Source organism: Burkholderia sp. YIM B11467 (assembly GCF_052952715.1).
Window position 1 is genome coordinate 228,485 of sequence record NZ_JBQVSQ010000007.1, and the last position, 12,404, is coordinate 240,888.

Consider the following 12,404-nt stretch of genomic DNA (forward strand, 5'->3'; position numbering starts at 1 on the left):
CGGTCACCTTGCCTTTTTCGCGTTTTGTTTAGTATTTTTAGTAACGTCGTTTTCGCAGATTAGCGCTTAAATGCCCGTAATTTTCGGGTATTCCCCGGTTATCCGGCCCGAATTCCGCGATACGTTTTACTATACAATCGCTTTCATCCTAAACAAACCGGACCCCGAACGATGGGTACCACCATTCGCGATGTGGCGCGGGCGGCAGAGGTCTCGATCGGCACCGTCTCCCGCGCGCTGAAAAACCAGCCGGGCCTGTCCGAAGCAACGCGTGCGCGCATCGTCGAGATCGCGCAGCAGCTCGGCTACGATCCCGCGCAGTTGCGGCCGCGCATCCGCCGGCTCACCTTCCTGCTGCACCGCCAGCACAACCGCTTTCCCGCAAGCCCGTTCTTCTCGCACGTGCTGCACGGCGTCGAGGATGCATGCCGCGAACGCGGCATCGTGCCGACGCTGCTCACGGTCGGCCCGAACGACGACGTGCTGCGCCAGATGCGTCCGCACGCGCCCGACGCGATCGCGGTGGCCGGCTTCATCGAGCCCGAGACGATCGAGGCGCTCGCTGCGACCGGCCGGCCGCTCGTGCTGATCGACCTGTGGGCGCCCGGGCTGCGCTCGGTCAACATCGACAACGCGACGGGCGCCGCGCTCGCGATGCGCCACCTGCTGGCCACCGGCCGCTCGCGAATCGCGTTCATCGGCGGCTCGCCCGCGCACTACAGCATCGCGCAGCGCGCGATCGGCTACCGGCGCGCGTTCTTCGAAGCCGGGCGGCTGTTCGATCCCGCGTACGAAGTGACGATCGACGCGGGGCTCGACCCCGACACGGGCGCCGCGCGAGCGATGGAGCAACTGCTCGACGCGCCGGGCCCGCGCCCCGAAGCCGTGTTCGCGTACAACGACGCGGCCGCGCTGGCCGCGCAGCGCGTGTGCACCGCGCGCGGCCTGCGGATTCCGGATGACATCGCGATCGTCGGCTTCGACAACATCCCGGCCGCCGCGCACGCGAGCCCGCCGCTCACGACGCTCGCGGTCGACAAGGAAGCGCTCGGCCGTCGCGGCGTCGAGCTGCTGCTCGCCGAATCGCCCGAGCGCACCGAGCTTTCCCTGCCCGTCGAGCTGATCGTGCGGGCCAGCAGCCAGCCCGCCGGCTCCCCGGCACTCGATATCGCAACGGCCACCGAATCATGAACATGCCCCCGGTCCAACCCTGCACGGCCGCGCCGGCCGCCCACACGCAAGCCGCGCCGTTCGTCGCGAGCTTCCGCGATCCGTCGTTCCTGCTGTCGCACATCGAGGACACGCTGCGCTTCTACGCGACGAACGCGTTCGACCCGACGGGCGGCTTCTACCACTACTTCCGCGACGACGGCAGCATCTACAACCGCACGTCGCGCCATCTCGTCAGCAGCTGCCGGTTCGTCTTCAACTACGCGATGGCGTACCGGCATTTCGGCGATCCGCGTCACCTCGAATACGCGCGCCACGGGCTGCGCTTCCTGCGCGACGCGCACTGGGACGACGAACTGCAGGGCTACGACTGGGAACTCGACTGGCGCGACGGCGCGAAGCGCGCGACGCTCGATGGCGCGCGCCACTGCTACGGGCTCGCGTTCGTGCTGCTCGCGGCCTCGCACGCGACGATGGCCGGCATCGACGAGGCGCGCCCGCTGATCGCGGCGACCTACGAACTGGCCGAGCACCGCTTCTGGGACGCGGCCGCGGGCCTGTACGCGGACGACGCGACGCCGAACTGGATCGTGTCGTCGTACCGCGGCCAGAACGCGAACATGCACATGACGGAAGCGCTGCTCGCGGCCTACGAGGCGACCGGCCACCTCACGTACCTCGATCGCGCGGAAAAGCTCGCGAGCCACATCACGCAGCGCCAGGCCGCGCTGTCGGGCGGGCTCGTGTGGGAGCACTACCATGCGGACTGGTCGGTCGACTGGGACTACAACAAGGAAGACAGCTCGAACATCTTCCGTCCGTGGGGCTTCCAGCCCGGGCACCAGACCGAATGGGCGAAGCTGCTGCTGATCCTCGAACGGCACCGCCCGCTCGACTGGCTCGTGCCGCGCGCGGCCGAGCTGTTCGACGCGGCGCTCACGCACGCGTGGGACGCCGATCACGGCGGCCTGTACTACGGCTTCGGCCCCGACTTCACGATCTGCGATCACAACAAGTACTTCTGGGTGCAGGCGGAAACCTTCGCGGCGGCCGCGATGCTCGGCGCGCGCACCGGCAGCGAACGCTTCTGGGACTGGTACGACGAGATCTGGCGCTATAGCTGGGCGCACTTCGTCGATCACCGCTACGGTGCGTGGTACCGGATCCTCACCTGCGACAACCGCAAGTACAGCGACGAGAAGAGCCCGGCCGGCAAGACCGACTATCACACGATGGGCGCGTGCTACGACGTGCTCGCGACCCTCGCGCGCACGGTGCGCAGCGAGCCGACGCAATGAGCGGCGGCACGTTTCCGGCTTTCGTGTCGGCAGGCGACATCCTGACCGACATGGTGCGGGCGGGCGATGCGCAGTGGACGTCGGTGCCGGGCGGTGCCGGCTGGAACGTCGCGCGCGCGGTCGCGCGGCTCGGCGTGCCGAGCGCGCTCGCGGGCTCGATCGGCGAGGACTGCTTCTCCGACGCGCTGTGGCGCACGAGCGAAGCGGCCGGGCTCGACCTGCGCTTCCTGCAGCGCGTCGCACGGCCGCCGCTGCTCGCGATCGTCCACGAGACGCGCCCGCCCGCGTACTTCTTCATCGGGGAGGCAAGCGCCGATCTCGCGTTCGATCCCGCGCGGCTGCCGGCCGGCTGGACCGACCAGGTGAAATGGGCGCATTTCGGCTGCATCAGCCTCGTGCGCGAACCGCTCGCGGGCACGCTGGCCGCGCTCGCGGCCGAGCTGCATGCGCGCGGCGTGAAGATCAGCTTCGACCCGAACGTCCGGAACCTGATGACGGCCGCGTACCGGCCGACGCTGGAGAAGATGGCCGGCCTCGCCGACCTGATCAAGGTGTCCGACGAGGATCTGCGGCACCTGTTCGGCGGCGACGGCCCCGACGCGGTCGCGGCGGTGCGCGCGCTGAACCCGCGCGCGGCCGTGCTGGTCACGCGCGGCGCGCAGGCGGCGACGCTCTACGCGGACGGCGACATGCACGAAGCCAGCCCGCCGCGCGTCGAGGTGGCCGATACCGTCGGCGCGGGCGACGCGTCGATCGGCGGCATGCTGTTCAGCCTGATGGCCGCGCCGCAGCGCGCGTGGCGAGAACATCTCGTGTTCGCGCTGGCGGCCGGCGCCGCCGCATGCCGGCACACGGGCGCGCACGCGCCGACGCTCGACGAGGTGGTCGCGCTGATCGAAGGGTGATCGAGCGCCGACCGGGCCGTTCGGTCACCGATAAGCCCCGCTGTACATGCTGCGCCGCAGTGCTACGATGAAGTGTCCTTTTGCGGGAGAGGCACGATGGACACCAACACGTTCACGAAAGGCATCTACACGGCCAAGGCGCATACCCAGCATTCGGCCAACGGGCAGTTCCAGGGTTACGTGATCCTCTCGCGGGACGATGGGGACGATACCGAGAACACGCGCTACGACGTCCACTCGACGAGCCCCAGCGAGGAAGAAGCGTTCGACGAGGCGAAGGCGCTCGCGCACCGGATCCTCGGCGAGATCGAGTTGTAGCGCGCGTCGCCGATTCGGCGCGGCTCAGAGCAGCCGCGCCACCATCGATAGCAGCATCGTCAGTACCAGCGTCGACATGAACGGGAACGGGTAGCGCCGCCCGCCGAACGTCAGCGTGACGTCGCCCGGCATCCGCCCGATGCCGAGCTTGCCGAGCCACGGCCAGCAGCGCGTCAGGATCATCACCGCGACGAACGACGTCATCAGCCAGCGCAGCATGTGCGGCCCCCCGTCAGAGTGCGTGCGAGCGGTCGCCGCGCGCGAACGCGTCGAGCGTGCCGTCGATGCCGCGCGAGAACGCGATCACCTTGAACAACTCGCCCATCTCGGCTTCGGAGATCAGCTTCTGCACCGCGTTCGCGGCCGGCAGGAACTGCCGGATCTCGGACGGATCGATCGCGGCCAGCGCGTCGGTGATGCCCGCGTTCAGCAGGAAGCGCGCCTGCGACGTGTAGCCGAGCAGGTCGACGCCGGTGGCGACGGCCGCATCGTAGATGCCGGTGAATTCGACGTGCGCGGTGATGTCCTGCAGCCCCGGGTACAGGAACGGGTCGTCGTGCGCGTGGTGGCGGTAGTGGCACATCAGCGTGCCGCGGTCGCGCTGCGGATGGTAGTACTCGTGCGCGGGAAAACCGTAGTCGACCAGCAGCACCGCGCCGCGCTCGAGCATCGTGCAGACGGTGCGCGTGAACGCCAGCGCGGCCTCGTGCGTCTCGGTCGCGTAGCCGTCGGCGACCTCGGCGGCGAGCGCCGCGAGCACCGGCGGCTGGCTGGCCGGCGCGGCCGGCCGGTCCTCGAACACGAACGCCTGCCGCGCGTCGAGCGCGACACCGCGCTCGTGCCATGCGCCGTCCGCCCTCGCGAACAACCGCACCGGCATCGCATCGAGCACCTCGTTGCCGATCACGACGCCCTCGAACCGCTCGGGCAGCGCGTCGAGCCAGCGCACCTTCGCCGCGAGCGCCGGCGCGGCCGTCGAAATCGTGTCGCGCTGCCGCTCGCGCAACTCGCCGGACAGGTCGACGATCAGGTATTCGTCGAGTTCGGCGCCCAGTGCGTCGAGCGCCACGAGCAGCCCGGCCGCGAGCTTGCCCGTGCCGGCGCCGAATTCCATCACGCGGCGCGTGCCGCTCGCCGCGAGCGCTTCCGCGACCGGTTGCGCGAGGGTCTGCGCGAACAGCGGCGACAGCTCGGGCGCGGTGACGAAGTCGCTGCCGTCGTCGGCGCGGCGCCCGAACTTGCGCGCGCCGCCGCTGTAATAACCGAGGCCCGGCGCATACAGCGCGCGTTCCATGAAGCGGTCGAACGGCAGCCAGCCGCCGGCCGCCGCGATCTCGTCGCGCAGTTGCGCGGCGAGGGTTTCGGACTGCGCGAGCGCGTCAGGGCCGGGAGCAGGTAAACTAGCGGGTTCGTGAGCTTTCGGGTTCATCCCGGCATTGTAAATGACCGTTTCAGCCGATACGTCGACCCTGCGCGTGGTGCTCGTCGCGGGTGCCCTGGGCAGCGCGGCCGACGCCGCGTCGATTGGCCGTGCGCTCGCGACGGGATTCGCGCGGCACGGCTGGGACGTCGCGCTGCAGCGCAGCCAGGGCGCGCCGCGCGCGGCCGCCGACGCGATCGTCGCCGAAGTCGCGGCGCTCGGCCGCCGCGCGGCCGTGCTCGACGCCGATCTGGCCCTGGAAGCCGACGCCGCCGCGCTCGTCGCCGCATGCGGCGCGGCGCTCGGCCGGCCCGCGTGCGCGGTGTTCGTGAGCGCCAGCGCGGGCGCCGACGACGCGCTCACGGTGGACGGCGCGTCGCTCGCCGGTGCGCTCGCCCGCAACGTGACGGCGCCGCTCGCGCTGGCCCGCGCGCTCGCCGACGCGACGCCCGACGCCGCGCGCGCGCACGAAGCGCTGCGCGCGTGCGCGATCCACGTGCTGGACCAGGCGCTGTTTCACCCGGCGCCGGAACAGCTGTCGCACGCGCTGATGCAGGCCGCGCTGAACCGCGCGACGGCGGCGCTGGCGGTCGCGCTCGCGCCGAAGGTGCGGGTCGCGGCGCTGGTGCGCGGCCACGCGCCGCATGCGGACGACATCGCGGCGGCCGCCTGCTATCTCGCGAGCGCGCCCGGCGTCACGGGCGCGACGCTGACCGTCGACGGCGGCGAGCACCTCGTGCCGCCCGCCGCCGGCCCGAATGAATGAACTGCGCGGATCGCGCGGCCTTGACCGCCGCCGCCCGCGCCGCTTTGCGTGCGCGCACGCCAATTTGACTGGGACGACCATGTTTTCCGCTCTCCTGCACCCCCGCCTCGCGGATTGCCGCAGGCTCTACCTGCGCGATTACGAGGTGCACATCAACATCGGTGCCTTCGAACACGAGAAGCGCGGCGAGCAGCGCGTCGTCATCAACGTCGACCTGTTCGTGCCGCTCGCGCTGTCCACCCCCGTCGACGACCGGCTGCATGAAGTCGTCGACTACGACCTGATGAAGCAGAGCGTCGCGCAATGCGTGGCGCGCGGCCACATCCACCTGCAGGAAACGCTGTGCGACTCGATCGCCGCGCACCTGCTGGCGCACGATGCCGTGCGCGCGGTACGCGTCTGTACCGAGAAACCGGACGCTTATCCGGACTGCGACGCCGTCGGCGTCGAAGTCTTTCGCATCAAGGACGAGGAGCGCGCATGAACGCCCCCCACATGAATGACACGGCGGCCGATGCCGCCACCCTCGACGCGGCCACCGCCCCGGCCGGCCGCCAGGTGCTGACGCGCCGCGAGCAGAAGGAAGCGTACGAGAACAACAAGCTGTTCAAGCGGATCGTGCGCCAGGTCGGCCAGGCCATCGGCGACTACAACATGATCGAGCACGGCGACAAGGTGATGGTCTGCCTGTCGGGCGGCAAGGACAGCTACGCGATGCTCGACGTGCTGCTGCGCCTGCGCGAGCGCGCGCCGATCGACTTCGACATCGTCGCGGTGAACCTCGACCAGAAGCAGCCGGGCTTCCCGGAGCACGTGCTGCCCGAATACCTGAAGCAGGTCGGCGTGCCGTTCCACATCGAGAACCAGGACACCTACAGCATCGTCAAGCGGCTCGTGCCCGAGGGCAAGACCACCTGCTCGCTGTGCTCGCGGCTGCGCCGCGGGATCCTGTACCGCGTGGCCGGCGAGCTCGGCGCGACCAAGATCGCACTCGGCCACCACCGCGACGACATCGTGCAGACGCTGCTGCTCAACATGTTCTACGGCGGCAAGCTGAAGGGGATGCCGCCGAAGCTGCAGTCGGACGACGGCAAGAACATCGTGATCCGCCCGCTCGCGTACGTGAAGGAAACCGATCTCGAGAAATACGCGGAGCTGCGCGAATTCCCGATCATCCCGTGCAACCTGTGCGGCAGCCAGCCGAACCTGAAGCGCGCGGAAATGAAGGCGCTGATCCGCGAATGGGACAAGCGCTTCCCGGGCCGCGTCGAGAACATGTTCAACGCGCTCGCGAAGGTCGTGCCGTCGCACCTGATGGACGCGACGCTGTTCCCGTTCGCGTCGCTGCGCGCGACCGGCGAAGCCGATCCGCACGGCGACATCGCGTTCGACGAGGAACCGTGCGCGTCGGGCGACGACACCGCGGCGCCGGGCGCCGCCAAACCGATCTCGATCGTCCAGTTCGACGATCTGTAAGCGGGGCCGGAACACCCGCCGGAACGGGGCGCCGGCCGCCGATTCCGGCGCTGCCGCACCGGCGCGGCGGCCCCGGAACGGCAGGGGCCGCATGCTAAAATGGACGGCTTCGAACTCCTCTGACAAGCTGGCGCCATGAATATCGTGATTTTGGCGGCAGGCACCGGCAAGCGCATGCGTTCCGCGCTGCCGAAAGTGCTTCACCCCCTGGCCGGCAGGCCGCTCCTCTCCCACGTCATCGACACCGCGCGCACGCTGCAGCCGTCCCGGCTGGTCGTCGTCGTCGGTCACGGCGCCGAGCAGGTCCAGGCCGCCGTCGCCGCACCCGACGTCCAGTTCGCGGTGCAGGCCGAACAGCTCGGCACCGGCCACGCGGTGCGCCAGGCGCTGCCGCTCCTCGATCCCGCGCAACCGACGCTCGTGCTGTACGGCGACGTGCCGCTCACCCGCGCGTCGACGCTGCAACGTCTCGTCGAAGCCGCGCGCGAAGGCCGCTACGGGATTCTGACCGTCACGCTCGACGATCCGACCGGTTACGGCCGCATCGTGCGCGACGTGTCCGGCTTCGTCACGCGCATCGTCGAGCAGAAGGACGCATCGCCGGAACAGCTGAAGATCGCCGAGATCAACACGGGCATCATCGTCACGCCCACGGCCCAGCTGTCGATGTGGCTCGGTGCGTTGAAGAACGAAAACGCGCAAGGCGAGTACTACCTGACCGACGTCGTCGAACTCGCGATCGAGGCCGGCTTCGAGGTCGTCACGTCGCAGCCCGACGAGGAATGGGAAACGCTCGGCGTGAACAGCAAGGCGCAGCTCGCCGAACTCGAGCGCATTCATCAGCGCAATGTCGCGGAAACACTGCTCGTCGACGGCGTCACGCTCGCCGATCCGGCGCGCCTCGACGTGCGCGGCACGCTGCGCTGCGGCCGCGACGTGTCGATCGACGTGAACTGCGTGTTCGAAGGCAACGTGACGCTCGCCGACAACGTGACGATCGGCGCGAACTGCGTGATCCGCAATGCGTCGGTCGGCGCCGGCACGCGCATCGACGCATTCACGCACATCGACGGCGCCGAGCTCGGCGCGAACACCGTGATCGGCCCGTACGCGCGGCTGCGCCCCGGCGCGCAGCTCGCGGACGAAGCGCACGTCGGCAACTTCGTCGAGGTGAAGAACGCGGTGATCGGCCACGGCTCGAAGGCGAACCACCTGACGTACATCGGCGACGCCGACATCGGCGCGCGCGTGAACATCGGCGCGGGCACGATCACCTGCAACTACGACGGCGCGAACAAGTTCCGCACCGTGATCGAGGACGACGTGTTCGTCGGCTCCGACACGCAGCTCGTCGCGCCCGTGCGCGTCGGCCGCGGCGTGACGATCGCCGCCGGCACGACGATCTGGAAGGACGTTGCCGACGGTCTTCTCGCGTTGAACGACAAGACCCAGACCACGAAGAGCGGCTACGTCCGCCCGGTCAAGAAGAAAAGCTGAACCTTTTGCGGGCGCCCGGGCGGCGCCCGCATCGACTTACAGGACTGATCCTCATGTGTGGCATTGTCGGCGCAGTTGCGCAACGTAATATCGTTCCGGTGCTGATCGAAGGTTTGCGGCGCCTCGAATACCGTGGCTACGACTCGTGCGGCGTCGCCGTGCTCGAGCCGGGCGCACCGAAGCGCGCGCGCAGCGTCGCACGTGTCGCCGATCTCGACGCACAGGTGCGCGAGTCGCACCTCGAAGGCACGACGGGCGTCGCGCATACGCGCTGGGCCACGCACGGCGCGCCCGTCACGCACAACGCGCACCCGATCTTCTCGTCGGACGCGCTCGCGCTCGTCCACAACGGCATCATCGAGAACTTCGAGCCGCTGCGCGAAGCGCTGCGCGCGAAAGGCTACGAATTCGTGTCGCAGACCGACACCGAAGTGATCGCGCACCTCGTGCACAGCCTGTATCGCGGCAACCTGTTCGACGCCGTGCGCGAAGCCGTGCTGCAGCTGCACGGCGCGTATGCGATCGCCGTGATCCACAAGGACCAGCCGCACACCGTCGTCGGCGCGCGCCAGGGTTCGCCGCTCGTCGTCGGCCACGGCGACGGCGAGAACTTCCTCGCGTCCGATGCGCTCGCGCTCGCGGGCAGCACCGACCGCTTCACGTTCCTCGAGGAAGGCGACGTGTGCGAGCTGTCGCTCGACGGCGTGAAGATCCTCGACCGCAACGGCGCGCTCGCGCAGCGCGAAGTGCGCGTCGTCAGCGCATACGGCGGCGCGGTCGAGCTGGGCCCGTATCGCCACTTCATGCAGAAGGAAATCTTCGAGCAGCCGCGCGCGATCAGCGACACCGTGCCGCAGACCGACGCGTTCGACGCGACGCTGTTCGGCGACGCCGCGCCTGCCGCGTTCGCGGACATCGACAGTCTGCTGATCCTCGCGTGCGGCACGAGCTACTACTCGGGCCTCACCGCGAAGTACTGGCTCGAATCGATCGCGAAGATCCCGACGCAGGTCGAGATCGCGAGCGAATACCGATACCGCGAATCGGTGCCGAACCCGCGCCAGCTCGTGCTCGTGATCTCGCAGTCGGGCGAGACGGCCGATACGCTCGCGGCGCTCAAGCATGCGCAGTCGCTCGGCCACACGCATACGCTCGCGGTCTGCAACGTCGCGACGAGCGCGATGGTGCGCCTGACCGAAATGCAGTTCCTGACGCACGCGGGCACCGAGATCGGCGTCGCGTCGACGAAGGCGTTCACGACGCAGCTCGTCGCGCTGTTCGTGCTGGCCGCGACGCTCGGCAAGCTGCGCGGCCACGTCGACGCCGCGCAGGAAGCCGAATTCCTGAAGCAGCTGCGCCACCTGCCGGCCGCGCTGAACAGCGTGCTCGTGCTCGAGCCGCAGATCATCGCGTGGTCGGAGGAGTTCGCGCGCAAGGAAAACGCGCTGTTCCTCGGCCGCGGGCTGCACTACCCGATCGCGCTCGAAGGCGCGCTGAAGCTGAAGGAAATCTCGTACATCCATGCCGAGGCCTATCCGGCCGGCGAACTGAAGCACGGGCCGCTCGCGCTCGTCACGGAAGCGATGCCGGTCGTCACGGTCGCGCCGAACGACACGCTGCTCGAGAAGCTGAAGTCGAACATGCAGGAAGTGCGCGCGCGCGGCGGCGAGCTGTACGTGTTCGCGGATGCCGATACGCAGATCGTCAACGACGACGGCCTGCACGTGATCCGGATGCCGGAACACTACGGGCAGTTGTCGCCGATCCTGCACGTGGTGCCGCTGCAGCTGCTCGCGTATCACACCGCGTGTGCACGCGGCACCGACGTCGACAAGCCGCGGAACCTCGCGAAATCGGTGACGGTGGAGTAAGGCAGGACGCTGATCGGCGCGGCCGGCCCGGCGCGCCGACGAGACAGACGGAGACACAATGGCAGTAAGACTGTTTGGATGCGGATTGCTGGCGCTGACGTTCGCGTCGACCGGCTGGGCCGCCGAGCACTACGTCGAAGTCTGGAACCCGCCCGAGGCGCGGCAGCCGGCAGCACATGCGCCGGCCGCGCATGCGGGCGCCGATGCGCACGCCGGCAAGAGCGCGGAGAAACACGCGAGCGCAACGCCGAAAACCGCCGTGAAGGCACACAAGCGCCGCGTCGCGCAAACCGTGAAAGCCGGTTCGCACCGTCCCGCCGCCACGGCCGTGGCGCCCGCCGCACCGCGCCCCGTCGCACAGCCCGCGCCGGGCCGCCTCACGGTGATGCAGCCTGCCGATCCCGACGCAACGCACACGCTCACGTTCTCCAACATCCCGCGGCAATACACGCCGGACGGCAACGTGCTGCGGGTCGGCACGCACAACCGCTCCGCGGAGGTGACTCGATAATGGAAGCGCAAACCTACCTCGGCTACCAGATCTGGGGCCACGCGATCCTGCAGCAGGACGAAATCCTGCAACCCGAACGCTTCGCGGCGAGCGGCACGATCACGCAGAACAACCGGCTCGTCGAAGCGTCCGGCGTGCTCGGCGTATTCGACACCGAGGACGACGCACGCGAGGCCGGACTCGAATGGGCCCGCGCGTGGATCGACAGCCACCGCTGACCGGCACGGCCGCGTCTATCCGGCACGTCGCCGAACACGGGCCGGCCGCGAACCGCAAACGAAAAAAGGGGCGTCCATGACGCCCCTTCTTTCGTGCTGACCGGAACCCTCACGCGGCAGGCCGCGGCGGCCTCACCGCCGCGTGCGGACGGCCGGCGAGCCGCGTCAGCACGACGATCGCCACCAGGGTCGCGACGTACGCGGCGATCTGGATGCCCGCCGGACGCGCGGTATAGCCGATCAGCGTATGCAGCGCCTTGCCGACGATGCTCGTCTCCTTCAGCAGCCACGACGTATCCCAGATCATGTCGCCCCACGACGGCACGAGGCCGGCCGCCAGCAGGAAACCGACACACTGGCTCGCCATCCCGGCCGCCAGCAGCACGATCAGCGCGTTGGTGACGGAGAACAGGCGCTTCAGCGGAATCTGCAGCAGGCCCGCATACATCGCATAACCCAGCCCGGCCCCGCCGAGCACGCCGAGCAGCCCGCCGGCAATCATCTGCGGCGTCTGGCCCGGATCGCCCGCGGCGATGCCGTACAGGAACAGCACGGCCTCGGAGCCTTCGCGCAGCACCGCGACGCCGACCACGATCGCCAGCCCCGTCAACGGCCGGCTGCCGGCCGCGACGGCCCGGCCGACTGCGCCCATGTGCAGCGCCATCTCACGGCCGTGCCGGCTCATCCAGATGCAGTGCCAGGCCAGCATCAGCGTCGCGACGAACATCACGCCCGCGTTGAAGACTTCCTGCCCCATGCCGGACGCCCACTGCGAGATCACGTCGGCGAACGCCGCGATCAGGCCCGCGCCGATCACGCCGCCGACGAGCCCGCCGCCGACCCACCAGCCGCGCCGCGGCACGCCCTTCGTGGCGGCCATCACGATCGAGACCACCAGCGCGGCCTCGAGCACTTCACGAAAGACAATCAGCGCGGTAGACAGCATGGCGGGAT

At 69.4% G+C, this 12,404-nt stretch carries 14 protein-coding genes; 11 read left to right on the forward strand and 3 right to left on the reverse strand.

The genetic code is table 11. The features are described from left to right. The first annotated feature begins 171 nt into the window (after positions 1–171). The 4 genes from ACTRWB_RS24305 (at position 172) to ACTRWB_RS24320 (ending at position 3,691) form a co-directional block, all read left to right on the forward strand. On the forward strand, positions 172–1,191 hold the full coding sequence (locus ACTRWB_RS24305) for a LacI family DNA-binding transcriptional regulator (RefSeq protein ID WP_048247783.1): 1,020 nt from the start codon (positions 172–174) through the stop codon (positions 1,189–1,191). Further along, positions 1,188–2,468, forward strand: a complete 1,281-nt coding sequence (locus ACTRWB_RS24310) for an AGE family epimerase/isomerase (RefSeq protein WP_412022897.1) — start codon at positions 1,188–1,190, stop codon at positions 2,466–2,468. The genes ACTRWB_RS24305 and ACTRWB_RS24310 overlap by 4 nt, the downstream gene beginning before the upstream one ends. Next, positions 2,465–3,373 (forward strand): carbohydrate kinase family protein, encoded by a 909-nt coding sequence (locus ACTRWB_RS24315; protein ID WP_446903404.1) that lies wholly within the window; start codon positions 2,465–2,467, stop codon positions 3,371–3,373. The genes ACTRWB_RS24310 and ACTRWB_RS24315 overlap by 4 nt, the downstream gene beginning before the upstream one ends. A gap of 96 nt (positions 3,374–3,469) precedes the next feature. Continuing rightward, complete coding sequence (locus ACTRWB_RS24320) at positions 3,470–3,691, forward strand: hypothetical protein (protein WP_129513135.1); 222 nt, start codon at positions 3,470–3,472, stop codon at positions 3,689–3,691. A gap of 24 nt (positions 3,692–3,715) precedes the next feature. Here the strand turns inward: ACTRWB_RS24320 and ACTRWB_RS24325 are convergent, their stop codons facing one another. Beyond that, on the reverse strand, positions 3,716–3,910 hold the full coding sequence (locus ACTRWB_RS24325; protein WP_419685433.1) for a DUF2905 domain-containing protein: 195 nt from the start codon (positions 3,908–3,910) through the stop codon (positions 3,716–3,718). A gap of 13 nt (positions 3,911–3,923) precedes the next feature. Then, a complete protein-coding gene (locus tag ACTRWB_RS24330) occupies positions 3,924–5,120 on the reverse strand; it encodes a class I SAM-dependent methyltransferase (protein ID WP_446903405.1) in 1,197 nt (398 codons plus the stop codon). 13 nt (positions 5,121–5,133) lie between these two features. Between ACTRWB_RS24330 and ACTRWB_RS24335 the strand changes: the two genes are divergently transcribed. The 7 genes from ACTRWB_RS24335 to ACTRWB_RS24365 all read left to right on the forward strand — a co-directional run bounded on the left by ACTRWB_RS24335 (position 5,134) and on the right by ACTRWB_RS24365 (position 11,450). After that, on the forward strand, positions 5,134–5,877 hold the full coding sequence (locus ACTRWB_RS24335) for an SDR family oxidoreductase (RefSeq protein ID WP_446903406.1): 744 nt from the start codon (positions 5,134–5,136) through the stop codon (positions 5,875–5,877). A 79-nt stretch (positions 5,878–5,956) separates the two neighbouring features. Then, positions 5,957–6,361 (forward strand): dihydroneopterin aldolase, encoded by a 405-nt coding sequence (locus tag ACTRWB_RS24340; protein ID WP_048247794.1) that lies wholly within the window; start codon positions 5,957–5,959, stop codon positions 6,359–6,361. Beyond that, the gene (ttcA, locus tag ACTRWB_RS24345) at positions 6,358–7,353 is read left to right on the forward strand and encodes a tRNA 2-thiocytidine(32) synthetase TtcA (protein WP_446903407.1); all 996 of its coding nucleotides are present in this window, start codon (positions 6,358–6,360) and stop codon (positions 7,351–7,353) included. Before ACTRWB_RS24340 ends, ttcA begins: the two co-directional genes overlap by 4 nt. 135 nt (positions 7,354–7,488) lie before the next feature. Beyond that, on the forward strand, positions 7,489–8,850 hold the full coding sequence (glmU, locus tag ACTRWB_RS24350; RefSeq protein WP_419685436.1) for a bifunctional UDP-N-acetylglucosamine diphosphorylase/glucosamine-1-phosphate N-acetyltransferase GlmU: 1,362 nt from the start codon (positions 7,489–7,491) through the stop codon (positions 8,848–8,850). Between the two features lie 53 nt (positions 8,851–8,903). Beyond that, positions 8,904–10,721, forward strand: coding sequence for a glutamine--fructose-6-phosphate transaminase (isomerizing) (gene glmS, locus ACTRWB_RS24355; protein ID WP_129513140.1), 1,818 nt, complete (start codon positions 8,904–8,906; stop codon positions 10,719–10,721). A gap of 58 nt (positions 10,722–10,779) precedes the next feature. Beyond that, on the forward strand, positions 10,780–11,232 hold the full coding sequence (locus ACTRWB_RS24360) for a hypothetical protein (RefSeq protein ID WP_419685438.1): 453 nt from the start codon (positions 10,780–10,782) through the stop codon (positions 11,230–11,232). After that, positions 11,232–11,450, forward strand: a complete 219-nt coding sequence (locus ACTRWB_RS24365) for a hypothetical protein (protein WP_048247805.1) — start codon at positions 11,232–11,234, stop codon at positions 11,448–11,450. The genes ACTRWB_RS24360 and ACTRWB_RS24365 overlap by 1 nt, the downstream gene beginning before the upstream one ends. 109 nt (positions 11,451–11,559) lie before the next feature. Here the strand turns inward: ACTRWB_RS24365 and ACTRWB_RS24370 are convergent, their stop codons facing one another. Further along, positions 11,560–12,396 carry an FTR1 family iron permease gene (locus tag ACTRWB_RS24370; protein ID WP_412022889.1) on the reverse strand — a complete coding sequence of 279 codons (837 nt, stop codon included), beginning with the start codon at positions 12,394–12,396 and terminating at the stop codon, positions 11,560–11,562. Positions 12,397–12,404 lie beyond the last annotated feature (8 nt).

Coding starts and splice junctions, on each gene's coding strand:
- ACTRWB_RS24305 (WP_048247783.1), top strand. CDS start 172: ATGGGTACCACCATTCGCGATGTGGCGCGGGCGGCAGAGGTCTCGATC.
- ACTRWB_RS24310 (WP_412022897.1), top strand. CDS start 1,188: ATGAACATGCCCCCGGTCCAACCCTGCACGGCCGCGCCGGCCGCCCAC.
- ACTRWB_RS24315 (WP_446903404.1), top strand. CDS start 2,465: ATGAGCGGCGGCACGTTTCCGGCTTTCGTGTCGGCAGGCGACATCCTG.
- ACTRWB_RS24320 (WP_129513135.1), top strand. CDS start 3,470: ATGGACACCAACACGTTCACGAAAGGCATCTACACGGCCAAGGCGCAT.
- ACTRWB_RS24325 (WP_419685433.1), bottom strand. CDS start 3,910: ATGCTGCGCTGGCTGATGACGTCGTTCGTCGCGGTGATGATCCTGACG.
- ACTRWB_RS24330 (WP_446903405.1), bottom strand. CDS start 5,120: ATGAACCCGAAAGCTCACGAACCCGCTAGTTTACCTGCTCCCGGCCCT.
- ACTRWB_RS24335 (WP_446903406.1), top strand. CDS start 5,134: ATGACCGTTTCAGCCGATACGTCGACCCTGCGCGTGGTGCTCGTCGCG.
- ACTRWB_RS24340 (WP_048247794.1), top strand. CDS start 5,957: ATGTTTTCCGCTCTCCTGCACCCCCGCCTCGCGGATTGCCGCAGGCTC.
- ttcA (WP_446903407.1), top strand. CDS start 6,358: ATGAACGCCCCCCACATGAATGACACGGCGGCCGATGCCGCCACCCTC.
- glmU (WP_419685436.1), top strand. CDS start 7,489: ATGAATATCGTGATTTTGGCGGCAGGCACCGGCAAGCGCATGCGTTCC.
- glmS (WP_129513140.1), top strand. CDS start 8,904: ATGTGTGGCATTGTCGGCGCAGTTGCGCAACGTAATATCGTTCCGGTG.
- ACTRWB_RS24360 (WP_419685438.1), top strand. CDS start 10,780: ATGGCAGTAAGACTGTTTGGATGCGGATTGCTGGCGCTGACGTTCGCG.
- ACTRWB_RS24365 (WP_048247805.1), top strand. CDS start 11,232: ATGGAAGCGCAAACCTACCTCGGCTACCAGATCTGGGGCCACGCGATC.
- ACTRWB_RS24370 (WP_412022889.1), bottom strand. CDS start 12,396: ATGCTGTCTACCGCGCTGATTGTCTTTCGTGAAGTGCTCGAGGCCGCG.